The organism is Natronococcus sp. A-GB1, from assembly GCF_029688845.1.
Lineage (GTDB): Archaea > Halobacteriota > Halobacteria > Halobacteriales > Natrialbaceae > Natronococcus.
On record NZ_JARUKW010000006.1, the window covers coordinates 165,066 to 186,782 of the forward strand.

A 21,717-nucleotide genomic window follows, 5' to 3' on the forward strand; every position below is an offset into this window, starting at 1 on the left:
CGTCGCCGGGTGTCGATCCCCCCGGAGTCCGATCAGGTGCCGTCGGGATCCCCGTGGGTGACGCCGTCGCGCTCGTCCGCGCTGCGGCGGCGCAACGCGGCTCGGGCGTTCGACGCCTGATAGCCAAAAAAGACGTTTTCTCCGTAGGCCTCGGCGACCTCCGTCGCGTGGATCAGATTGTCGACGTCGACGTCGACGGCGTATAACTCGATGCTAAACGGCGTCTCGAGCGCGCTCTTGAACCCCTTCGCGATCGTCTCGAGCCAGTAGGTCGTCCCGTAGGCCGTATCGTACAGGGGCACGACGAACTCATCGACGTACTCCTCGAGGGCCTCGAGGTCGATCCCGGCGCGCTCGTAGAGGTGGCCGGGGTAGGGATCCGGATACAGCGTCATGTAGACCCGACCGGGGATGTACTCGACGGCTTCCGCGACGAACTCGGTGATGACGCTGGCGCGCCACTCGAGACGGTCGTCGTACTCGCTCTCCTGAAAGTTCTGTTCGCAAACGCCACAGCGACAGTACTCCTCACGGGGGAAGCCGATGTCATCTAACCGTACGTCCTCGTTGGCCGCGGCGCAGTCGTCGATGATCTCGAGCAACCCCTCGCGATAGTCCTCGCGGGAGGGACAGACGTACGCCCAGTCGAAGTACTTCCGATCACGCGTGGCGGGCCGACCCAGGTCGTCGACGGGGACGAGCGACGGATCGGCGTCGGCGGCGGCGTTGTCGCCGAAACACGAGACCATGTTCACCGCGTCTTCGATCGGTTCGGCGGACCTCCCGGTGACGTCTTTGACCTCGTAGAAGCCGCGGTCGAACTCCGGCCACCGTACCTCCTCCTCGTTTCGGGTGACGACGCCGTGCATACGAACGGTGTACGGCTACGGGGCCGTAAGCCGTTCGGATCGACTACCGCTCCGGTTCGTACTCGTACTCGACGTCCGAGGAGCCGCCGAAGGCGACCTTCCAGACGAGCGCGGCGACGAACGTGGCGATCAGGATGGTGCGTACGCGGGACATAGTCACCCGAAGGGTCGAACGGCGCTCACTTATCGATTTCGGGCGTCCGGCTCGTGATCGATCAACCGTCTCGGCCGGCCTGCTATCAGTCGGTACCGACGCACCCGGGAGCCGTTCGTCGGGTGCGCCGGTAACCGGTTACAGCGGACCGTCTCAGTGTTCGATCAGGGACGCGATCCCCTCGCGGACGATCGTTCCGCAGTACGAACACCGGACGCCGTCGTCGACGACCTCGAACCGCGAGTCGACGGGCTCGTCGCCGGTCGAGATACAGCCGTCGTTCGGACAGGAGAGGACGCCCACGACGACCTCGGGGCGCTCGACCCGATGTTTCTCGACGACGTCGTACTCCCGGACGATGTTGATCGTCGCGTCGGGCGCGATCAGCGAGAGCACGTCTACCTCGTCCTGGCTCAGCTCCCGCCCCTCGACCTTAACGATGTCCTTGCGCGCGAGCCGATCGGAGGGGACGTTCATCCCGACCGAGATCTCCTCGCCCTGGCTGCCGTCGATGCCGAGGATCGCGAGGACGTTCAGCGCCTGTCCCCCGTTGATGTGGTCGATGACGGTTCCGTTGTGAATCTTGCTGACTCGCAGTTCGTGCTCGCTGCGGTCGTCGCCCTCGTCACTCATCGCTGCCACCTCCGTCCTCGCTCAACAGGAGATCGAGCAGCGCCATCCGAACCGGGACCCCGTTGTGGGCCTGCTCGAAGTAGGCCGCGTACTCCGTGTCGTCGACCTCGGGCGCGATCTCGTCGACCCGCGGCAGCGGGTGCATCACCGTCAGGTCGTCGCTCGCGGCCTCGAGCGTCTCCCTGTCGATCTGATACTCGCCCGCAACCTTCCGGTACTCCGATTCGTCGGGGAACCGCTCGCGTTGGATCCGGGTCACGTAGAGGACGTCCAGATCGCCGAGCACCGCCTCGAGGCGCTGGTGTTCGCGGATTCCCGTCCGACCGCCCTGTTGCTGGTGGAGGTCGTAGACGACCTCTCGGGGGAGCTGCAGGCTCTCCGGACTGATAAAGTGCTGGCGGGTGTCGAAGTTCGACAGCGCGTAGGCAAGCGAGTGGACGGTTCGACCGTACTTCAGATCCCCCATAATCCCGATCGTGAGGTCGTCGAGCCCGGCGTTCTCCCGAATCGTGTACAGATCGAGCAGGGTCTGTGTCGGGTGCTGTCCGGCCCCGTCGCCGGCGTTCAGCAGCGGAACGTCGACGAACTCGCTGGCCATCGTCGCGGCGCCCTCCTTGGGGTGGCGCAGGACGAGCGCGTCTGTGTAGCCTTCGATCACCCGAACGGTGTCGGCGAGGGTTTCGCCCTTCGTGACGCTCGAGGACTCGACCGAACCCATGTCGACGACGTCCCCGCCCAGACGTTTCATCGCCGTCTCGAAGCTCAGCTTCGTTCGCGTGCTCGGCTCGAAAAAGAGCAGGCCGAGCAACGCCCCGGCGTGGCGATCTGCGACGGCCGACGGATCGGCGGCGATCTCGGCCGCTCGGTCGAGAACGGTCTCGACGTCCGCCCGCGAGAGGTGTTTGCTCGTGATCACGTGGTCGTGGCGCATCTCGTTGGATACGGGGCCTGCAACCCCCTTGAATCTCCCTGTTCGCCGAAGGTGGGTTCGTCAGCGGATAAAGAGTTATGCCGTGGCTGTGACAACGTCGCCGATCGTATGGTCGATCGGCTTCGGACCGGAATCGACGCGCTGGATCGCAGACTCGAGGGCGGCCTTCCGAGGGGAGCGCTCGTCGCCTACACCGCCGAGCCGGCCAGCCAGTCCGAACGCCTGCTGTACGAACTGATGGCCGCGTGCGAGACACGGTACCTCTCCACCGAACGGTCGATCCGGGCCGTCCGGTCGTCGCTCGAGGCCGCCCCCGCAACGGTCTCCGAGACGCAGGTCGAGCGGCTCTCGGCCAAACGACTCGAGGACGCGACCCGAACCGTCGCCGACCTGTCCGAGGAGCGGCTCCTGATCGTCGACACGGCCGATCGTCTCGAGCGATCCGATCCGGACGACTACGTCGCCTTCCTGAACGAACTGAAGGAGACGCTGCTCGAGATTGACGGGGTCGCGGTTCTGCACTGCTTGCGCGGCACGGAACCCAGCAATCGAATCCGAACCCTCCACGCTGCCGACGCGGTCTTCGAGCTCCATACCGACCGCGTAGGGGGTCGTCTCGAGACCACTCTCGCGATACCGAAGTTTCGCTACGACGGCCAGCCCGTCGAGGCGATCACGCTCGAGTTGACCGACGGAGTCGCAATCGACACCAGCCGGGACATCGCCTGATCACCGTCGACGCCCACTCGCTCGCTCTCGAACCGGGGCCGTCACCGCTCTCGGTCGCGGCTCGCGGTCCTCGCCGAAAAACAGCGCGATCGGTGCGAGGCCGGACCAGTCGGTCCGGGAAACGGTCACGCGTGTACGGTTGTTCAACGAACGAACGTACCTGGAAACGTGGATTTATGACCCCTCTCGTACAGGCACGGTAACATGGACCGAAGGGTGGTGACTCGACGCGCCACACTCGCGGCGATCGGGGGAACTGCGATCGGACTGACAGCCGGCTGTCTCGGCGGAACCGACGACGAGGACGTCCTCGGGGACCCGGAGTATGTGGAGGGACGTTCGGACCCCGGCGGGGTATCGATGGAGGACCTACCCGACCTGAGCGGCGAGCTGACGGTGTACTCCGGCCGGAGCGAGCCCAGAATCGGCGAACTGATGGAGTACATCGAGTCGGAGTACGACGACTTCTCGCTCGAGGTGCGCTACGACGATACCGCCGACCTCGTCGGTGCGATCGAGGCCGAGGCCGAGACGCCGGCGGACGTCTTCTACGGGAGCGAGAGCCAGTCGATGACCGACCTCAAGAACGACGGGTACACGGTCGAACTCTCCGACGACGTCCTCGATCGCGTCGGCGACGGCTCCCGCGATTCCGACGGTCACTGGATCGGGTTCACGAGGCGGTATCGTGCGATTGCGTACAACACAGAGGCGTACGACGCCGACGACCTCCCGGACGATATCTTCGCCTACGCCGAGGACGACCGGTTCGCCGGCGACGTCATGTGGGCTCCCGATCAGGGATCGACCCAGGCGTTCCTGACGGCGATGATCGTCATCCACGGCGAGGACGAGACCCGGGAGTGGGTCGAGACGCTGACCGAGGGCCAAGACGCCGAGATCTCCCCGGGCGGGGACAGCGGGCTGGCGCAGGCGGTCACCGACGGCGAGGTTAGCGTCGGGCTGACAAACCACTACACGCTTGCCGACAGCCCCGGCGACGCTTACGACATCACGTTCACGAGCGGCGACGCCGGCGCGATGTACAACGTCACCGGCGGGGCCGTCATGGCCGACAGCGACGACCAGTCGACCGCGGAGTCGTTCGTCGAACACCTCGTCTCGGCGGAGGCCCAGGAGTACTTCGCGACGACGACCTGGGAGTATCCGACGATCGACGGCGTCGAGCCGATCGAGGAGGTGCCGGGGACCGACGAGTTCGAACCCCCGGAGTTCGACCTCAACGAGCTGGCCGACCCCGAACCGGCCCAGGAGATCCTGCGGGACGTGGGCGTGCCGTTCTGAGCACTGTCGCTTCCCATGTCCTCGCTTTCCCCCTTCGAGACCGTCGATGACTACCCGGACGAAGAGCACCGACGACACGAGGACGACCCCGACGAGGACGACGACAAGCGGACGCCGGTCGGGCTCACGCTTCTGGCCGGCGCGGTCGCCGCGACGGTCGTGGTCCCGGTGGTCTGGATCGGCGTCGTCGCCCTGAGCGTCGACCTCGATCGGGCGGCCTCCATCGTCCTTCGGCGAGGGATGCTCGACGTGTTGCTCAACACGGTCGTCCTGATCGTCGCGGTGACGACGCTGTCGGTGCTGATCGCGGTGCCGCTCGCCTTTCTCACCGTTCTCACCGACCTGCCGTTCAAGCGGTTCTGGATCGTCGCGCTCTCCCTGCCGCTCGTGGTTCCCAGCTTCGTCTCCGCGTTCTCGTTCGTCTCCGTCTGGGGACCTCAAGGCCGGCTGCAGTCGGTTCTCGCGCCCTTCGGCGTCGAATCCCTCCCCGAAATATACGGCATGCCGGGGACCGTGTTCGTCCTCACGCTGTACAACTACCCGTTCGTCTACCTCACGACGATCGCGGGGCTCCGGGCGCTCGACAAGACCTACGTCGACGCCGCCCGGAGCCTCGAGACCGGGATCCGGGGCGTGTTCGTCCGAATCGTCCTCCCGATGGTGAAACCGGCTATCGCGGCCGGTGCGTTGCTCACCGCCCTCGAGACCGCCGGCGACTTCGGCGTTCCGGCGATCCTCCGGCTCAGCGTGTTCACCCGGCAGATCTACCTCGAGTACAACGCGCTCGCTCACGACTACGCGGCGATGCTCTCCCTACATCTCGTGGCCATCACGCTCGTGATCCTCCTCGTCGAGTCCCAGGTCCGCAGCCACGAGCGGATCCACGGCAGCGCCCGCGGGAACTCGGGGCCGTACACGATCCGGCTCGGCCGCTGGCGCTGGCCCGCGCTGATCGTCCCCGCCGTGATCGTCGCGCTCGCGATTCTCGTTCCGGTCGGGTTTCTGTTCTCCTGGCTGGTCACCGGGCCCGACGCCTACGCCGGCAGCTTCGGGTTCGAGCCGGGGTACGCGATCAACTCCGTCTACGTCTCCGCGCTGGCCGCGGCCGTCGCCGCCTGCCTCGCGCTCCCGGTGGCGTACCTCGCCGCGCGACACCCCGCCCCGCTCTCGGGGACCCTCGAGCGGGCGACCTACGTCGGCTTCGCCGTCCCCGGGGTCGTCATCGGGCTCAGCCTCGTTTACTTCGCCACCCGCTATCTCCCCTCGGTTTACCAGACGGTGCCGCTCGTGGTCTTCGCCTACGTCGTGCTCTACCTGCCACTGGCCGTCGGCTCGACCCGGGCGGCGATCCTCTACGTCAACCCGCAGTTCGTCGAGGCCGCCCGATCGCTTGGCAACACGCCGTTCCAGGCGTTTCGCCGAATCACGCTCCCGCTCGTGTTTCCCGGGGTGATCGCCGGCGCGGCGCTGGTCTTCCTCCACGGGATGAAGGAGCTGCCCGCAACGCTGTTGCTCCGGCCGATCGGGTTCGACACGCTCGCGACGTTCATCTGGGCCGCGGAGCGAAACGCCTACTACGGCTACGCCGCCGTGCCGGCGCTGGTGCTCGTCTTCATCTCCGGGCTCTCGATCCTCGGTGTGGTCTCCCGGGAGTACCCCGACACGCTGGCGGCCCTCCGCAAGTGGCGCCGGAACCGCGGTGACGCCACGAACGTCGGGGAAGAACCGTTTTCCGGCCCGGACAGAACGGGTGACCGGGCCGTGATGGACGGCGGGACGACCGTCGACGCCGCGAGAACCGGCTCGAGCGCGGGCAGTGCGGACGATGAAGACGCCTCCGGGGAACGGGAGGTCGTCCTCGAGCTCGAGGGCGTTCGCAAGCGCTACGACGGCCGCCCCGCGGTCGACGGGATCTCGCTGTCGGTGCGCCGCGGCGAAATCCTCACCCTCCTCGGGCCGTCGGGCTGCGGGAAGACGACGACCCTGCGGCTGATCGACGGACTCGAGCGCCCCGGCGGCGGGACGATCCGAATCGACGGGGAGACGGTCGCGGACGAAGAGACCTACCGCCCCGCCGAGGAGCGCGACGTCGGTATCGTCTTCCAGGAGTTCGCGCTCTTTCCTCACAAGACGATCGCGGAGAACGTCGCCTTCGGACTCGAGGATGCCGGCAACGAGGAGCGGGCCGACACGGTCGCGGAGCTGCTCGAGCTGGTCGGCCTCTCGGCGTACCGCGACAGCTACCCCGACGAGCTCTCGGGCGGGCAGAAACAGCGGGTCGCGCTGGCCCGGTCGCTCGCGCCCCGCCCCGAGGTGTTGCTGCTCGACGAGCCGCTGTCGAACCTCGACGCCGGGCTCCGTGCCCGGATGCGAAACAGCGTTCAGCGAATCCTCGAGGAGGTCGACGTCACCGCGGTCTGGGTCACGCACAACCAGGAGGAGGCGCTCTCGGTCGGCGACCGGACGGCCGTGATGAACGCCGGGCGGATCGAACAGCTCGCGTCACCCCGAGCGCTGTACATGGAGCCTGACTCGCGGATGGTCGCCGACTTCCTCGGTCGGGGCGACTACCTCTCCGGGCGTCTCGCGGACGGGGTCGTCGAGACACCCCTCGGCGCGTTCGACGCCGACCGCATCTCCCTGCCCGAGACCGAACGGGCACTCGAGGTCCTCGTCCGCCCCGACGACGTCGCGATAACGCCGTCGTCGACCGGCGACGGACGGGTCGTCGGCCGCCAGTTCAACGGGGAGACGGTCCGCTACCGGATCGAGCTCGAGGGCGGCGAACGGGTCTCGAGTCGCCAGTCTCACGACGACTGGTACGACGTGGGAACGTCGGTCGACGTCTCGGTGACGGCGACTCACGCGCTGCCGGCGTTCCCCCGGGAGTAGCCGTAGTACCAGACCATTCGATCGAAGAACCGGCGATCGTATCAGTAGTTAGTAATGCGGCTTGTTTATCCGTCTGGTTTGTGAGTCTGAACCGGTCGAAGTATTACGTCAATGCCCCCTCTTTCAGCAAGTGAACTACCCCTGCCTACTCACTCACGGCTTTCGCCGTTCGTTCCTTGAGGCAGGGGCAGGGGCTTCCTGTTTCAACGACGCGACTTGCAGACACGGTAAGTGTATCCACAGCGGTCGCAGTCTCCGCAGGCGTGTCTTCGGAGTGAACCACTCCTAGCCGATTCCAACCACGTTTTTCGACGTTGAACGCAGCGTTCCAGTCACGGTCTATTTCGAATCCACACGATGGACACGAATTTTGAGGAAGTCGTGCTGAATACAGCGCGCGAATGTGGCACGGTCGACCGGTTCCTCGCTCCCCTCGTTGCGGGACTGCGCTCTCCCTGCGTTCACGGACCGAGGGAAGATCAATGCGGAGGTCGAACGTTCAGTACAGGCGAACGATCGGCTGATGACCATGACTCGCCTACGGCGGTTACAACTCGTGGGCGAAATCTCTTGTCCCCGCAAGCTAAGGCATAGACAGTATGGACGCCAGTTATTTTCTCGTCCGCCTGAAACGACCGTTGCTCTACGTGATGGCCTCGATTTATATCATCGCCGGAGTAATCCATTTCATCATCCCGGAAGCGTTCGCACAGATTGTCCCCCCAATGCTTCCCTATCCGCTTGCGATTGCGTATCTCTCGGGCGTCGCCGAGATCGCCCTTGGCGTCGGGTTGTTGTTCTCACAGACGCGAAAACTCGCTGCCTGGGGAATTATTGCCCTTCTGATTGCCATCTTCCCGGCAAACATCTATATGGCCGTCAGTGACGTGACGGTGACGGGTGTGTTTGGTCGGACGCTCGACCCATCTCCAGCCGTCCAATGGGGTCGGCTTCCGCTGCAAGGCGTCCTCATTCTGTGGTCGTGGTGGTACACGCGCCCGATGCCTGAGAAGTAAAAGCAACTGTTACGTATAGGCGGAGTATGTAGCGGGGCCTCTCTCACCGTTCTTGTAGACCTTCCATGAACAGATAATAAATCCAATAGGCTGCGACTCCGGCAACTACTATTCCAACGATGCCAAATAATAGATGTCCTCCGGTGAGGGCTTCCATGACCCCAGCAAGCCCTACAATCCCGGCTATTGCGAGTAATGCACCAAGTATTGAGCGATGGATTGAAGCAATGAACTTCCCGCCATCGGATTTGTTCTGGCTCATATGTAACAGTTCTAACCCTATCATCAATAAGTTTCCCCGTTCAGTATACTTGCGTATGGACCATCTGGCAATGAGTCTGCAGCCCTGACTGACCACCGCTGGGTGGGACTGAAAGGGGCTGGCCGGCTCGGGGAGCGAGGCGACGCAAGCACCGACCGACCGGAGCGAGGGAGGCGCGCAGCGAGCCGCAGCCCTCGAGCCGGCCAGGGGCTTTCGCGGTAATACCGACGAGGAGGAGGTCTGCTCGCACGAACACAGGGGATTGCCACGCCCTCCCCAGCCGACTCGCTCGCTGCGCTCGCTCGTCCACTGGCAGAGCAAGCTCTGCCAAGCCATTCGCTCGTGTTACTCGCGAAGACCTCGCACAGTGTCGTCGACCGTCCTCTCTAGCGTTCGGCCGGCTGACAGCGCGCGCCACCGCAGGAAGAACGGTCAAACCGAACTGATACATGACCCGCTTATACGTAACACGAGTTTCACTCCTCACTCTGGATAACGAAATCGTGTTCCTGTCTACTGGCTGTGACGGCTCGAGTCGCCCGAACCGAACGAACAGCGATGCGTCTGGACAGGGTTTACGAAAACCGCAAAAGCGGAGCCGTTACTCCTCGGCGCCTTCGAGCTCCTCGACGATCTCGTCGGCGTCGACGTCGGCCTCCTCGAGGGCCTCTTCGATGTCGGCCTCGGCGCCAGCGCCGCCGCCCATGCCGCCCATCATGCCGGGCATACCCATACCGCCCATGCCGTCGATAACCTCCTGGACGATGACGCGGTCGACGCCCAGCTTGTCGATGACGTCCTGGCCGATCTGCTGTTTGCCCATCATCCACTGCTGGTTCATCGTCATCTGGGGCGTGGCCTCGAGGTAGAGCGTCTCCTTCTCGACGACCTCGGTTTCGAACTCGGGCTCGCTGTCCTCGTCCTCGTCCTCGTCGGACTCGACGGGGACCTCCTCTTCGACCTCGTCGGTCTCGATCCAGAGGTCGGGCTCCATCCCGAGGTACATCTCGAACAGGCCGGCGGCCTGCTGTTCGATGTCGTCGACCTCCTCGACGACCTCGTACTCGTACTCGACGTCCTCACCCGCGAGCGGGTGGTTGAAGTCGACGCGGGCGCGGCCGCCGACGATCGTGCTGATGTAGCCCTGCTTGCCGTCGATCTGGACGTTCGCGCCGGGGTAGCGGTCGTCCTCGTCGATCTTCTCGGCGCTGACGGTCTGGACGTCGTCCGGATCGTACTCGCCGAAGGCGTCCTCGGCGGAGATCGTGACGGAGCCGGAGTCGCCGACCTCGCCGCCGATGATGGCGTCTTCGACCTCGTCAAAGATGTGGCCCTCGCCGAGGACGAGCGTCCGCGGCTCGAACTCCTCGGCCTGGTCGGCGACGCCCTCCTCCTCGGCGACCTCGGGGTCGGTCGTGTCGACCAGCTGGTCGTCCTCGGTGGTGTAGGCGGTGTAGGCGAGCGTTACGAAGTCGCCGGCCTGAAGCCCCTCGGCTTCGTTGGCGTCTTCGTTCTCGTCGACGTCATCGGCCTGCGCTTCGGCTTCGGCTTCCTCTTCCTCGGTCATACGTTGTACGTCCGCCCGTCCACATTTAAGTACGACGTTTTCTCCCGAGAGCGACCGATACTTAGGATCCGTTCGCCTTTTCGGACGTATGTACGAGGTCGAGGTCAAAGTGCCCGCCGATCTCGAGGCCGTCCGCGCTCGGCTGGACGGCCTCGAGGCGACGGCCACGGGCGCCGTCGTCCAGGCGGACACCTACTACGACGCGCCCCATCGTTCGTTCCCCGAGACCGACGAGGCGCTACGCATCCGCACGGAACGACTCGAGGACGACCCCGACGAGACCCGGCTCACCTACAAGGGGCCCCTCGTCGACGACGCCTCGAAGAGCCGCGAGGAGGTCGAGACCGCCGTCGGCGACGGCGAGAAGGTCGACGCCGTCCTGACGAAGCTCGGGTTCGAGCCCGCCGCGACGGTCCGCAAAGAGCGCGAGCGATTCGAACTCGAGGGGTACACGATCACCCTCGACTCGGTCGACGACGTCGGCGAGTACGTCGAGGTCGAGACGGAGGTCGACGACGAGAGCGAGCTCGAGAACGCCCGCGAGGGCGCGTTCGACGTCCTCGAGCGACTCGGGCTCGATTCCGACGACCAGCTTCGGACGTCGTATCTGGAGCTGTTGCTCGAGTCCGGATAGGCGACTCGCTGAACGTCACGTCGAAGGGGCAACCCGTCGCGACCACCAGGATCGGTCATCGGTGTACAGCATCCGACAGTATTACCCCTCAGCATTTTCTGGTCGGAATCTGTTTCCGCAAGTTATAGAACCACGCTCGGTCAACTCCCAGTAATGAGTCAGCGGAATATTCGGGTCGAGCCGATCGACCGCCAGGCAGTAGAGGACCAGGAGGTCGAAATCGTCGAGCGAAAGGGGATCGGCCACCCCGACTCGATCTGTGACGGCGTCGCCGAGAGCGTCGCGGGAGCGCTCGCCCGCGAGTACATCGACCGCGTCGGCGAAGTGTTGCACTTCAACACCGACGAAACCCAGCTGGTCGCCGGCGAGGCCGCGCCCGCCTTCGGCGGCGGCGAGGTCGTCGATCCCATCTACCTGCTGATCGTCGGCCGCGCGACCAAGCGCTACGAGGGCCAGGCGATCCCCGCCGAGACGATCGCGCTGCGGGCCGCCCGCGAGTATCTCGAGGAGACGATCCCACAGCTCACCTACGGCGAGGACATCGTCGTCGACGTCAAGCTCGGCGAGGGCAGCGGCGACCTCCAGGAAGTCTTCGGCGAGGACGAGGTGAGCGTTCCGATGGCCAACGACACCAGCTTCGGCGTCGGCCACGCGCCGCTCACGGAGACCGAGCAGATCGTCCTCGAGGCCGAGCGACGGCTCAACGGCGAGTACGCGAGCACTCACCCCGAACTCGGCCCCGACGTGAAGATTATGGGCAAACGCGAGGGCGATAAGATCGATGTCACCGTCGCCGCGGCGATGGTCGACGAGTACATCGCCGACATCGACGAGTACGCTGACGCGGTCGAGTCGGTTCGCGAGTTCGTCGGCGAGGTCGCGGACGAACACACCGACCGCGAGGTCGACGTTCACGTCAACACCGCCGACGACTACGAGGAAGGGTCGATCTATCTCACCGTCACCGGAACCTCCGCCGAGCAGGGCGACGACGGCTCCGTCGGTCGGGGCAACCGCGCGAACGGCCTCATCACGCCCAACCGGTCGATGTCGATGGAGGCGACCAGCGGGAAAAACCCCGTCAACCACATCGGGAAGATCTACAACCTGCTCTCGACGTCGATCGCCGAGTCGGTCGTCGACGACGTCGACGGCATCCGCGACCTGCGCGTGCGGCTGCTCTCCCAGATCGGTCGTCCGATCGACCAGCCCCACGTCGCCGACGTCCACGTCGTCACCGACGAGGGCGTCGCCCTCGAGGACGTCGAAGAAGACGTCGAGACGATCGTCGACGCCGAACTCGGCGACGTCACCGAGATCACCCGTCAGGTGATCAACGGCGAGCTGACCACGTTCTAGCGCTGTTTCGCTTTCGGCCGTCGTTTTCCGCCATCCGATACCGGCACGAGCACCGGGCTTCGGAATAGTCAAGAACCGGTCCGGCCTATCGAGTTACGAATCGAAACACTGGCATGTCAGAAGCGTCCTCTGACTCGAGCGAACCACTCGACGTCTCCCCCCGTTCGGTCGTCCTCGCCGTCGTCGTGAGCACCTTCTTCGTCGGCTTCGGCGGCGGCGTCATCTTCCCGATCCTGCCGAATCTCGGGGAAGTACTCGGAATTTCGGCGTTCATGGTCGGAGCGATCCTCGCGGCCAACCGCTGGACCAGGCTGGTCGCGAACGCGCCCGCAGGCGTGCTCGTTGACCGAATCGGCACGCGAACGCCGTTCATCGCGGGGCTGGCGATCGAGGGCGTCGCGACCTTCGGCTACGTCGTCGCCCTGCTCGCCGCCCATCCGTCGCTGTGGTTCCTGCCGGACGTCCCCGAAGCCTGGTTCATGGTTGCTCGAGTCATGTGGGGCGTCGGCAGCGCGCTCGTGTTTGCGACGGCGTACACGATTACGGCCGACGTTAGCGACTCCGGTTCGCGGGGGACGAGCATGGGCATCGTCCGCGCGGGGATCACGTTCGGCTTCCCCGCGGGGCTCGTGCTGGGCGGACTCGTCAGCGAGACCTATGGCAACGCCGAGGCGTTCGTTCTCGCCGCCGCCTTCGCCGGGCTGGCGAGTATCATCGCCTACTTCGTCGTCCCCGAGACTCACGTTGAGGAGCGCGACTCCTCGGTCAAGCCGTGGGACCTCGAGCTAACCGTCCCCGCGCTCACCGTCGGGCTGGTCAACTTCGGGCTCTACTTCGCGTACGTCGGCGTCCTGTTCTCGACGCTCGTGCTCTACCTGCAGATCGAGGCGCTGACTATTTCCGCGACGGCGTTCGGCTACGACCTCGAGTACGGCGCGCAGGGAACGTCGGGGATGCTGATGGCGGTTTCGGTGCTGGCCGGTGCGGTGTTTACGATCGTCGGCGGCGCGCTGAGCGACTCCGTCGGCGCACGGGTTCCGATTCTCGTCGTCTTCCTGGTTACGGCCTGTGTCGGCTTCGCGGTCCTGACGGTGGCGCCCTCGCTACCCGCCGTCGTGCTCGCCTGTGCGCTGATCGGGGCGGGGCAAGGCGGCGTCGGCGGTCCGCTGACCGCCCTGCTGGCGGATCTCACAGAAGAGGATCGGATGGGACGGGCGATGGGGACGAACAACGTTCTCGGCGACGTCGGCGGCGGACTCGGACCGATGATCGCGGTGCCGTTCGCCGAGACGATCGGGTTCGAAGTGATGTACGCGGTGAGCACCGTCGTTCCTCTACTGGCCGGCGTCGTCCTCGTCGCCGGCGTCTACAGCCACACCGGGAGCCTGAGCCCGACCGTCGAGGAGTCGGCGGCCTGATCCCCGGGGTATCGCCGCGAGGGCAACGATTTTTACGCGAGCGATACTGCCCCCTCCATGGACCTTCACGACGCACTCAGCGGGATCACCTGTCCGACCGTCACGCCGTTCGACGACGGCGAGATCGACGAAGCCGCGCTCGTCGACCTGCTCGCACACCTCCGGGAGGGTGGGATCGATAGCATCTTCGCCTGTGGTACCTCCGGCGAGTTCCCGAGTCTCGGTCCCGAGGAGCGCCGTCGCGTGATCGAGTTGACCGTCGACCACGCCGACGGCCCGGTGATCGCCTGCTCGGGTGCGACCAGCGTCGACGAGGCCGTCGCTCACGTCGACAACGCTGCCGACGCCGGCGCGGACGCGGCCGCGCTGGTCCCGCCCTATTTTACCCCGGCGAACGCCCCTCGAGGGAACGAACGGTTCTTCGAGCGGATCGGCGAGGAGACGACCATACCGATCGTGCTGTACAACATCCCCCAGTACACGGGCCAGCGGATCGAGCCCGAGACGGTCGCGGCCCTCGCCGAACGGGACGAGTTCGTCGGGATCAAGGACTCGAGCGGGGATCTGACCTACTTCCAGTCGCTCGTCCGGGAGACATCCGAGGAGTTCCTGTGTCTGATGGGCTACGACTCCCTGCTCGTGCCGTCGATCCGGCTTGGCGGCGACGGCGGGATCAACGCGCTCTCGAACGTCGTTCCGCGGACGTTCAGCGAGGCGGTCGAGACGGCCGGAACCGACCGCGGGCAGGAGCTGCAGTCGGAGGCGATCGCCCCGCTGTTCGAGACCTGCGCGACCCACGGCTTCGCCCAGGCGACGAAGACGGGACTGGTCCACCGGGACGTACTCCCCTCCGACGAGGTCCGACCCCCGCTGGTCTCGACCGACGACGCGGCCGCTGACGAGATTCGAACGGCTCTCGAGCGAGCGCTCGCGGTCGCCGAGCGCTGACGCTTCCGGCTCGTAATCCCCTTATACTCGCACCCGGCTACGATTCGGTATGCACCCGCCGGGAGCCGATACCGTCCTCGTCCGCCACGGGGACATCAACACCAAGAGCAACACCGTCAGGCGGTACATGGAGGACCTCCTCGCGGAGAACCTCGAGGCGATCCTCGACGACCGATCGGTTCCCGGGGAGGTCGAGCGCCGGTGGAGCCGACTGCTGATCCACACGACCGAGGAGGCCGTCGAAGACGCGACGGCCGCAGCGGCCGACACGTTCGGCGTCGTCTCCGCCAGTCCGTGTCTGACAGTCAGCACCGAAAAGGAGCTGATCCTCGACGCGCTTGAGGAGATCGCACGCGCCCGCTACGACGGCGGCAGCTTCGCCGTCGACGCGCGACGAGCCGACAAGGAGTTGCCCTACGACAGCGAGGACCTCGCCCGAGAGGGCGGATCGACCGTCTGGGAGACCGTCGCAGACGAGTTCGAGCCCGAAGTCGACCTCGAGGATCCCGACCTTACCTTCGGCGTCGAGGTTCGCCGGGAGGGTACCTTCCTCTCCCTCGAGAAGCGATCCGGTCCGGGCGGACTTCCGCTCGGCGCCCAGGAGCCCGTAATCGCGATGGTCAGCGGCGGGATCGACTCGCCCGTCGCGGCCTACGAGATGATGAAACGCGGGAGTCCGATCGTCCCGGTGTACGTCGATCTGGGCCCGTTCGGCGGGATCGACCACGAGGCCCGCGCGATGGAGACGGTTCGAGTGCTCTCGCGGTACGCCCCGAACTTCGACATGCAGGTCTACAAGGTTCCCGGCGGGGAGACCATCTCCGCCCTCGTCGAGGAGATGGAGGAAGGACGGATGCTCTCGATGCGACGCTTCTTCTACCGAGCCGCGGAGGTGCTGGCCGAGCGCGTCGACGCCCACGGGATCGTCACCGGCGAGGCCGCTGGCCAGAAGTCGAGCCAGACGGTCCAGAACCTCGGCGTCACGAGCCGCGCGACCCGCCTGCCGATCCATCGGCCGCTTCTGACTCGAGACAAAAACGAGATCGTCGCCCAGGCCCGCGAGATCGGCACCTTCGCCGAGTCGACGATCGATGCCGGCTGTAACCGCGTCGCGCCCGACAGGGCCGAGACCAACGCCCGGCTCGAGCCCCTGCTCGCGGCCGAACCCGACGATCTGTTCGAGCGAGCCGAGGAGGCTGCCCGAAACGCGGAACTGGTCGAGCCGTAGCGGTCTACCGAGAGCAGTTGTCTTGCTCTCATACGGTTGCTGTACCGATGTCCCGGCGCAACCGCCGCACGGGTCGCGGGTACGCCGGTACTGACGTACAGTATCAAACCGTTCGACCGCCCTGGTAGTAAATAAACAGCCCCGTTCGAAATCGATCCTGGCTCCACAACTACGGCGTCTCGAAGGCCTGCTTCAATTCTATACTATATTCAAATAATGAAATATACCAAAATAACTAATATGAAACTTTCCGATTAGAATCATGGTCATGGTAGTTAATAGGGAGGCAGTTCGGCGGCGAACGGTACTGAAAACGATCGGTGCGGTCGGTGCAATCGGAAGCGCGAGCGGCATTGCTTCGGCGAACGGGCGGGGGAATCGTAGTCCGAAGCTGGAACTCGTCGGCCACTCGACGCTCGGGGTACGAGACGGGGCGAACACCCACGCCGCGGTGAACGAGGATCTCGAGCTCGCAGCAGTGGGATCGTTCGCTTCGGTCGATCCCGAGGTTCGGATCGTCGATATCTCAGATCCGTCCGATCCCGAGATGACTGGGGTGACAGACGTCGGTCGGGGTAACGACGTTCGAAACTCCGACATCCACCCCACGGAGCCGTACGTGTTCACCGCCAACGAGGGCGGCCCGGACGCTGGCTGGGCGGTCGTCGACGCCAGCGACAGGGCGGATCCGGAACTCCTTACCCACGTCAGCGTCGAGGGCGCTGGCGCCGGCGTTCACAACGTCCAGACCTTCGGCGAGGACTATCTCATCTGTGCGCTCCACCACGGCGATCGAGGAATTGTCGTCTACGACATCTCCGAACCCGGAGCACCCGAGGAGGTTTCGGAGTTTCAGGTCGACGACCACATGGTCCACGCCGCGCACGTCCGCGACGAGTACGTTTTCCTCGCCCACTGGAACGCTGGGCTGTACATCCTCGATATGAGCGACCCCACCGATCCCGTTGAACTCGCCCGGTTTGACTACCGCGAGGAGGAGGCCGACGTCCCACTCCGGAACTGCCACCACACGGTTCCGCATCCCTCGAGAGATATCGTCTTGCTCGGCGAGGAGGTCGGCAGCAGCGAACCCGGGTACAAACACATCGTCGAGTTCAACCTCGACGACGGCGAGACCGAACTGCTCTCGTCGTTCCAGTTCCCGCAACACGCCAACCAGACCGACTCCACGACGTTCTGGTGGACCGGTCACTTCTCGGATTGGGGCGTCGACGACCAGGAGGACGTCGTCTTCAGCGGCGACTACAAGGCCGGCGTCCAGGCGTTCGACGTCTCGGATCCCGAGGACCCAGTTCGCATTTCCCAGTACATGCCGAACGAGGGCGTCGGCGAGGTCCGGCGCGAGGACCCGGTTCGCTCGGATCTGCTCGATCACGTCCCATTCACCTGGGGCGCGGAAAGTCAGCTCGCGGGAGACAGCGGATACATCTACGCGGCCGACGCCACCACCGGGTTCTACGTCCTGGAACTCGAGGGGTACTGACGGCGTTGCGCCGTCGGAACCTCAGTTTGGCACACGATTCGTCGCGCCCCGGCCTGACGGTCCGTCCGGACGTGCTGAGGACCCGCGAAACGTGGCCGATACCGACTGCGGGTCCCCCCGCTGTGCACACGCAGGAGGGATCGTTTTCCTGCTCGAGGAACACACAACGGAACGTGTACGAGCGGGTTCTCTGTCCGACCGACGGCAGCGACAACGCCGAACTGGCCGCGAAGCGAGCCCTGCGGATGGCAAAGCAGTACGACGCTGAGTTGCACGTGCTCTACGTCGTCGAGAAGTCTCGCGAGGATCCGGAGCAGAAGGGACTGGAGGAGAAGATCGCCGAGGAGCGAAAAACGGCCCGGAGCGTCATCGAACGGATCGAACGCGACGCGGCCGACGCCGGGATTGCGGTCGAGTCGACCGTGACAACTGGCGTCCCGCGAACGACGATCGAAACCTACGCCGAGGACCACGATATCGACGTGATCGTCATCGGCTCGACCGGCGCGGACGGCGTGTCGGAAAAGCTCCTCGGCACCGCCTCGAAGTACGTCGTCAACGAAGCGCCCGCTGACGTACTGGTCGTCAGACGCGACTCCAAGATCGAGTGACGGCTCCGTCGGGAGACGAAACGCCCATTATTGCGATCCGCCAACACCCCGGCAGTGACTCGCGTCTGTCTCGTCGGCGATCCCGAGGTGAACCTCCAGTACGAACTGCTCTCGAGGGAAACCTCCCGCGAGGCGCTCGCGACTTACGACCTCGAGCGGCCGTTCGAGAACGCCCTCGCCGTTCGAACCGTCAGCATCGGCGCGGCGGTCTCGTTGTTGAACGATCTCGACTGGTATCTCACCCGATTCGTCGACGAGGCGCTCGTCCAGGAGCCCTCGGTCAGCGAGACAGAGTGGCTCTCGCGGTCGCTGGCGACCGAGCTTCGAAACGGTGACCTCGAGGCCGGCGACACCGGGGAGTTCTGCAAGATCTACGGGCTCGAGCGCCCGGAGGAACCCGAGGCGAATCAGGACGACGAGACGACAGACGGCACCGAGAACACCCCGACGAGACCGCGGCTCGTCGAGCCGCTGTACGTTCGTCGCACGAACGGCGAACTCCCGGAGTACGACCTCCGGGACGTCGCGGACACGCTGGTCGTCCGACTGACCGAAGCGGAGCACTCGCCGTAGCCGACGGTCTCGAGTCCCGATCGATCGCTTACCCGTCGGCGCCGAGCTCGAACTCGTGGGCGTCGCCGCCGCGGTCGACGATCGTTGCGGATCCCTCACCGACCGGATCGCCGTCGTCGGAGACCCGAACCAGCCGACCCACCGTCACCTCCTGTTGTGCGCAGCCGCCGTCGTCGTCGCCGTCGTCAGCGACCGCCTCGAGCCGGATCGCTCCCGCCTCGAGTTCCGCCGCCTCGAGACCGAGTTCGTAACAGAGGTTCGGCCCGCGGGCCTCGAGCACAACGAGCGAGGCGTCGTCGAAGGCGGTCTCCTCGAGGAACGCCTCGGCTTCCTCGTCGACGTCTCGGTCCTCGAGCCACGCGTCGGCGTCCTCCCGGTCGGCCAGCAGCGTCGCGGCCGGCTTCGAGCGCGGCTGAGTGGTGGTAAATGGCGCGTCCTCGATCGACTTCGTCCCGGCGCCGTCCTCGTCGTCGGCTTCCTCGTCGTCGGTCTCTTCGCCGTCGGTTTCCTCACCGTCGTCCGCCCCGGTATCTTCGTTCTCGCCGTCTTCCGCATCGTCCTCGCTCTCCCCGTCGTCGGTCGAGGTCCCGTCGTCTACGGTTCCATCCTCGTCAGTCCCGTTATCAGCGTCCGACGGGTCGTCACCGATACAGCCAGCGAAAAGGGCGATTGCGCCAGCCGTCCCGGTCAACAGTCCGCGTCTCGAGTGACTTTTCATACATCGAACCGATGTGGAGTGAGATAAAGAGCGTTCGCCAAGGTGAAAGAGCGACTGTAGTCTCATACGGACCGTTGTAGTTCTTTCCCGGCGATCGCTGTCCTCGTCCGAGCGATCACCGGTAAAACGCTACAACGATCCGTATCAGTCGAAGAGACCGGTCGAGAGGTAGCGCTCGCCGCTGTCCCAGAAGACGGTGACGACCAGCGGGCAGTCATCGGGAGTTCCACCGTCGGTCTCGGGGGTCGCCTGAGGGCGTCGGTCGAAGACGTCCGGGATTTCGGGACAGCCGGCTTCGGGCTCGGCGATCTCCTCGGCGATCAGGTTCGCAACGAGGCTCGTCGCGCCGCTGGACTGGCCGACGAGGATCCCCTCCTCGCGGGCGAGGCGGCGACACTCGTCCTCGGCGTCCTCGAGGCGAACCGTCTCGACGCGGTCGATCAGGTCGACGTCGAGGTTGTCGCTGACGAAGCCGGGTCCCATCCCCTGGAAATCGTCGTTGCCGGGCTCGCCCGTCGAGAGAACGGCGTTCTCGGCCGGCTCGACGGCGACGATGTCCATTTCGGGGAACTCCTCGCGGAGCCGCCGCCCGGTTCCCGAGAGGGTACCGCCGGTGCCGACGCCGGCGACGAAGGCGTCGACCTCGCGGTCGCCGACCTGCTCGACGATCTCCTCGCCGGTCGTGCGGTAGTGGGCCTGCGGGTTGGCGGGGTTCTCGAACTGCCCGAGCTGGACCGCCCCTCGTTCCTCGAGCTCGTCGGCACGCTCGCGGGCTTCCGTCATCTCGCCCTCGACGAGTTCGAGCTCGGCGCCGTAGGCGGCCATGATCCGCCGTCGCTCCTTGGATTTCGAGGCCGGCATCACGATCGTCAGATCGTAGCCGCGGGCGGCCGCGACCAGCGCGAGGCCGATCCCGGTGTTGCCGCTGGTGGGCTCGACGAGCCAGTCGCCGGGCTCGATCAGCCCCTCCCGTTCGGCGGTTCGGATCATCTCGAGAGCCGGCCGATCCTTGGCCGACCCTCCGGGGTTGAAGGATTCGACCTTCGCGGCGACGGTCGCCCCCTCCGGCGAGTCGACCTGGACGAGCGGCGAACCGATCGTGTCCAGGATGCTTCCCTTCATTGCGAGCGCGTAGGAAGCCGAGACGTAAACCCGTACTGGCCCTCGCAGGACGTGCCGGTGTCGGCAACCGGGAGCGAGCGAACTGGCTCGACGGACTACGGCCGCGGCACCGACTGCGCCTCGCCGTCGGCGCCCGCGATCCGCTCTTTGGCGTAGGCTTCGGCCGCCTCGAGAACGGTCGTCCCCTCCTCGTCGGCGCGCTCGATCATCCCGCGCAGCCGTCCCTCGATCGCCTCGGCCTCCGCGTAGGCCTCCTCGTAGGTCCCTCCGAAGTGGTCCTTCGCCACGGTGACCAGTCCGCCGGCGTTGATCACGTAGTCGGGCGCGTACAGGATTCCGCGCTCGCGAAGCGCCTCGGCGTGGCGTCGTTCGGCCAGCACATTGTTCGCCGCACCCGCGACGATCTCACACTCCAGCGTGGGGATCGTCTCGTCGTTGAGAATCCCGCCGACCGCACACGGTGCGAAGACGTCGCAGGGCTGTTCGTACACCGCGTCGGGCTCGATGGCGTTGGCGCCGTGTTCGGCCGCGAACGCCTCCGTCGCTTCCCGGTCGACGTCCGAGACCGTCACCGCGGCGCCGGCCTCGAGAAGCTCCTCGGCCAGCGATTGCCCGACCTTGCCCAGTCCCTGAACGACGACATCGAGTCCCTCGAGGTCGTCCACGCCGTAGACGTGGTCGACGCAGGCCCGAATCCCGCAGAACACCCCGTGTGCCGTCACTCCCGACGGATTCTCCAGCCCGTCGCTCGCGCCGACGACGTGGTCGGTGTCCCGGGCGACGACGTCCATCTCCGCGGCGCTCGAGTTGATGTCAACTGACGTGATGTACCGCCCGCCCAGGCGGTCGACCGCGCGGCCGTAGGCCTCGAGGGTCGCCTCGGTTCTGACCTCGTCGGGGTCGCCGAGGATCACGGCCTTTCCGCCGCCAAGCGGGAGGTCCGCGGCCGCTGCCTTGTACGTCATCGCGTGGGAGAGTCGGAGCACGTCCTCGAGCGCGTCGGCCTCGGAGTCGTAATCGAGGATCCGCGTACCGCCCAAGGAGGGCCCGAGCGTCGTGTCGTGGATCGCGACGATCGCTCGCAGCCCCGTCTCCGTATCGGTGAAGTACGACACCTGCTCGTGGCCGCGGTTGCCGATCGAGTCGAATACCATGTCATATACGTGTTTTGCTTCCCGTAAAAATACTACCGGCTCGCAATCGTTATATGCGTGATTCCGTCTCCCACACGGTCGTGGCCGCCA

The 21,717-nt window shown here is 65.6% G+C and carries 20 protein-coding genes and 1 pseudogene; 12 read left to right on the plus strand and 9 right to left on the minus strand.

The window, feature by feature from the left end; all coding sequences use genetic code 11:
* Positions 1 to 32 precede the first annotated feature (32 nt).
* The 3 genes from QA600_RS09120 to pyrB all read right to left on the minus strand — a co-directional run bounded on the left by QA600_RS09120 (position 33) and on the right by pyrB (position 2,587).
* A complete protein-coding gene (locus QA600_RS09120) occupies positions 33 to 869 on the minus strand; it encodes a hypothetical protein (protein ID WP_278291632.1) in 837 nt (278 codons plus the stop codon).
* A 307-nt stretch (positions 870 to 1,176) separates the two neighbouring features.
* Positions 1,177 to 1,656, minus strand: coding sequence for an aspartate carbamoyltransferase regulatory subunit (gene pyrI, locus QA600_RS09125; RefSeq protein ID WP_278291633.1), 480 nt, complete (start codon positions 1,654 to 1,656; stop codon positions 1,177 to 1,179).
* On the minus strand, positions 1,649 to 2,587 hold the full coding sequence (gene pyrB / locus QA600_RS09130; protein ID WP_278291634.1) for an aspartate carbamoyltransferase: 939 nt from the start codon (positions 2,585 to 2,587) through the stop codon (positions 1,649 to 1,651). The genes pyrI and pyrB overlap by 8 nt, the downstream gene beginning before the upstream one ends.
* 108 nt (positions 2,588 to 2,695) lie before the next feature.
* On the opposite strand from pyrB, the gene QA600_RS09135 reads away from it, so the two are divergent.
* From QA600_RS09135 to QA600_RS09145, 3 genes are all read left to right on the plus strand, one after another.
* Entirely contained in the window at positions 2,696 to 3,316 is a 621-nt protein-coding gene (locus QA600_RS09135; protein WP_278291635.1) for a transcriptional regulator, read from the plus strand.
* A gap of 204 nt (positions 3,317 to 3,520) precedes the next feature.
* Positions 3,521 to 4,621 (plus strand): extracellular solute-binding protein, encoded by a 1,101-nt coding sequence (locus tag QA600_RS09140; protein WP_278291636.1) that lies wholly within the window; start codon positions 3,521 to 3,523, stop codon positions 4,619 to 4,621.
* Positions 4,622 to 4,636: 15 nt separating this feature from the next.
* The gene (locus QA600_RS09145) at positions 4,637 to 7,513 is read left to right on the plus strand and encodes an ATP-binding cassette domain-containing protein (RefSeq protein ID WP_278291637.1); all 2,877 of its coding nucleotides are present in this window, start codon (positions 4,637 to 4,639) and stop codon (positions 7,511 to 7,513) included.
* Positions 7,514 to 7,658: 145 nt separating this feature from the next.
* Here QA600_RS09145 and QA600_RS09150 read toward each other — a convergent pair.
* Positions 7,659 to 7,892 (minus strand): annotated as a pseudogene (locus tag QA600_RS09150) (zinc ribbon domain-containing protein); the annotation flags it as partial.
* Between the two features lie 220 nt (positions 7,893 to 8,112).
* On the opposite strand from QA600_RS09150, the gene QA600_RS09155 reads away from it, so the two are divergent.
* Positions 8,113 to 8,529: a hypothetical protein gene (locus QA600_RS09155; RefSeq protein ID WP_278291638.1), complete on the plus strand. Its 417-nt coding sequence runs from the start codon at positions 8,113 to 8,115 to the stop codon at positions 8,527 to 8,529.
* 43 nt (positions 8,530 to 8,572) lie between these two features.
* Here the strand turns inward: QA600_RS09155 and QA600_RS09160 are convergent, their stop codons facing one another.
* Entirely contained in the window at positions 8,573 to 8,791 is a 219-nt protein-coding gene (locus tag QA600_RS09160) for a hypothetical protein (protein ID WP_278291639.1), read from the minus strand.
* A 601-nt stretch (positions 8,792 to 9,392) separates the two neighbouring features.
* The gene (locus QA600_RS09165) at positions 9,393 to 10,358 is read right to left on the minus strand and encodes an FKBP-type peptidyl-prolyl cis-trans isomerase (RefSeq protein WP_278291640.1); all 966 of its coding nucleotides are present in this window, start codon (positions 10,356 to 10,358) and stop codon (positions 9,393 to 9,395) included.
* 88 nt (positions 10,359 to 10,446) lie between these two features.
* On the opposite strand from QA600_RS09165, the gene cyaB reads away from it, so the two are divergent.
* The 8 genes from cyaB to QA600_RS09205 all read left to right on the plus strand — a co-directional run bounded on the left by cyaB (position 10,447) and on the right by QA600_RS09205 (position 18,633).
* Positions 10,447 to 10,992 (plus strand): class IV adenylate cyclase, encoded by a 546-nt coding sequence (gene cyaB, locus QA600_RS09170; protein WP_278291641.1) that lies wholly within the window; start codon positions 10,447 to 10,449, stop codon positions 10,990 to 10,992.
* Positions 10,993 to 11,145: 153 nt separating this feature from the next.
* Positions 11,146 to 12,351, plus strand: a complete 1,206-nt coding sequence (locus tag QA600_RS09175) for a methionine adenosyltransferase (RefSeq protein WP_278291642.1) — start codon at positions 11,146 to 11,148, stop codon at positions 12,349 to 12,351.
* 113 nt (positions 12,352 to 12,464) lie between these two features.
* Positions 12,465 to 13,769, plus strand: coding sequence for an MFS transporter (locus tag QA600_RS09180; RefSeq protein WP_278291643.1), 1,305 nt, complete (start codon positions 12,465 to 12,467; stop codon positions 13,767 to 13,769).
* 57 nt (positions 13,770 to 13,826) lie between these two features.
* On the plus strand, positions 13,827 to 14,717 hold the full coding sequence (locus QA600_RS09185) for a dihydrodipicolinate synthase family protein (protein ID WP_278291644.1): 891 nt from the start codon (positions 13,827 to 13,829) through the stop codon (positions 14,715 to 14,717).
* A gap of 49 nt (positions 14,718 to 14,766) precedes the next feature.
* Positions 14,767 to 15,945, plus strand: coding sequence for a tRNA sulfurtransferase (locus tag QA600_RS09190; RefSeq protein WP_278291645.1), 1,179 nt, complete (start codon positions 14,767 to 14,769; stop codon positions 15,943 to 15,945).
* A gap of 268 nt (positions 15,946 to 16,213) precedes the next feature.
* Entirely contained in the window at positions 16,214 to 17,449 is a 1,236-nt protein-coding gene (locus QA600_RS09195) for a hypothetical protein (protein ID WP_278291646.1), read from the plus strand.
* A gap of 173 nt (positions 17,450 to 17,622) precedes the next feature.
* Complete coding sequence (locus QA600_RS09200) at positions 17,623 to 18,060, plus strand: universal stress protein (RefSeq protein ID WP_278291647.1); 438 nt, start codon at positions 17,623 to 17,625, stop codon at positions 18,058 to 18,060.
* Positions 18,061 to 18,114: 54 nt separating this feature from the next.
* Positions 18,115 to 18,633, plus strand: coding sequence for a DUF5804 family protein (locus QA600_RS09205; protein WP_278291648.1), 519 nt, complete (start codon positions 18,115 to 18,117; stop codon positions 18,631 to 18,633).
* Between the two features lie 28 nt (positions 18,634 to 18,661).
* Here QA600_RS09205 and QA600_RS09210 read toward each other — a convergent pair whose 3' ends face one another.
* The 3 genes from QA600_RS09210 to QA600_RS09220 all read right to left on the minus strand — a co-directional run bounded on the left by QA600_RS09210 (position 18,662) and on the right by QA600_RS09220 (position 21,627).
* Complete coding sequence (locus tag QA600_RS09210) at positions 18,662 to 19,351, minus strand: hypothetical protein (RefSeq protein WP_278291649.1); 690 nt, start codon at positions 19,349 to 19,351, stop codon at positions 18,662 to 18,664.
* Between the two features lie 144 nt (positions 19,352 to 19,495).
* A complete protein-coding gene (locus QA600_RS09215; protein WP_278291650.1) occupies positions 19,496 to 20,473 on the minus strand; it encodes a PLP-dependent cysteine synthase family protein in 978 nt (325 codons plus the stop codon).
* Positions 20,474 to 20,568: 95 nt separating this feature from the next.
* A complete protein-coding gene (locus tag QA600_RS09220) occupies positions 20,569 to 21,627 on the minus strand; it encodes a Glu/Leu/Phe/Val dehydrogenase dimerization domain-containing protein (RefSeq protein WP_278291651.1) in 1,059 nt (352 codons plus the stop codon).
* Positions 21,628 to 21,717 lie beyond the last annotated feature (90 nt).

What these genes read in the sequence shown, in the direction of transcription:
- pyrB (WP_278291634.1), bottom strand. Translation starts at nt 2,587, where the DNA reads ATGCGCCACGACCACGTGATCACGAGCAAACACCTCTCGCGGGCGGAC.
- QA600_RS09165 (WP_278291640.1), bottom strand. Translation starts at nt 10,358, where the DNA reads ATGACCGAGGAAGAGGAAGCCGAAGCCGAAGCGCAGGCCGATGACGTC.
- QA600_RS09185 (WP_278291644.1), top strand. Translation starts at nt 13,827, where the DNA reads ATGGACCTTCACGACGCACTCAGCGGGATCACCTGTCCGACCGTCACG.
- QA600_RS09155 (WP_278291638.1), top strand. Translation starts at nt 8,113, where the DNA reads ATGGACGCCAGTTATTTTCTCGTCCGCCTGAAACGACCGTTGCTCTAC.
- QA600_RS09140 (WP_278291636.1), top strand. Translation starts at nt 3,521, where the DNA reads ATGGACCGAAGGGTGGTGACTCGACGCGCCACACTCGCGGCGATCGGG.
- QA600_RS09120 (WP_278291632.1), bottom strand. Translation starts at nt 869, where the DNA reads ATGCACGGCGTCGTCACCCGAAACGAGGAGGAGGTACGGTGGCCGGAG.
- QA600_RS09180 (WP_278291643.1), top strand. Translation starts at nt 12,465, where the DNA reads ATGTCAGAAGCGTCCTCTGACTCGAGCGAACCACTCGACGTCTCCCCC.
- QA600_RS09220 (WP_278291651.1), bottom strand. Translation starts at nt 21,627, where the DNA reads ATGGTATTCGACTCGATCGGCAACCGCGGCCACGAGCAGGTGTCGTAC.
- QA600_RS09175 (WP_278291642.1), top strand. Translation starts at nt 11,146, where the DNA reads ATGAGTCAGCGGAATATTCGGGTCGAGCCGATCGACCGCCAGGCAGTA.
- pyrI (WP_278291633.1), bottom strand. Translation starts at nt 1,656, where the DNA reads ATGAGTGACGAGGGCGACGACCGCAGCGAGCACGAACTGCGAGTCAGC.
- cyaB (WP_278291641.1), top strand. Translation starts at nt 10,447, where the DNA reads ATGTACGAGGTCGAGGTCAAAGTGCCCGCCGATCTCGAGGCCGTCCGC.
- QA600_RS09160 (WP_278291639.1), bottom strand. Translation starts at nt 8,791, where the DNA reads ATGAGCCAGAACAAATCCGATGGCGGGAAGTTCATTGCTTCAATCCAT.
- QA600_RS09195 (WP_278291646.1), top strand. Translation starts at nt 16,214, where the DNA reads ATGGTAGTTAATAGGGAGGCAGTTCGGCGGCGAACGGTACTGAAAACG.
- QA600_RS09145 (WP_278291637.1), top strand. Translation starts at nt 4,637, where the DNA reads ATGTCCTCGCTTTCCCCCTTCGAGACCGTCGATGACTACCCGGACGAA.
- QA600_RS09210 (WP_278291649.1), bottom strand. Translation starts at nt 19,351, where the DNA reads ATGAAAAGTCACTCGAGACGCGGACTGTTGACCGGGACGGCTGGCGCA.
- QA600_RS09190 (WP_278291645.1), top strand. Translation starts at nt 14,767, where the DNA reads ATGCACCCGCCGGGAGCCGATACCGTCCTCGTCCGCCACGGGGACATC.
- QA600_RS09135 (WP_278291635.1), top strand. Translation starts at nt 2,696, where the DNA reads ATGGTCGATCGGCTTCGGACCGGAATCGACGCGCTGGATCGCAGACTC.
- QA600_RS09215 (WP_278291650.1), bottom strand. Translation starts at nt 20,473, where the DNA reads ATGAAGGGAAGCATCCTGGACACGATCGGTTCGCCGCTCGTCCAGGTC.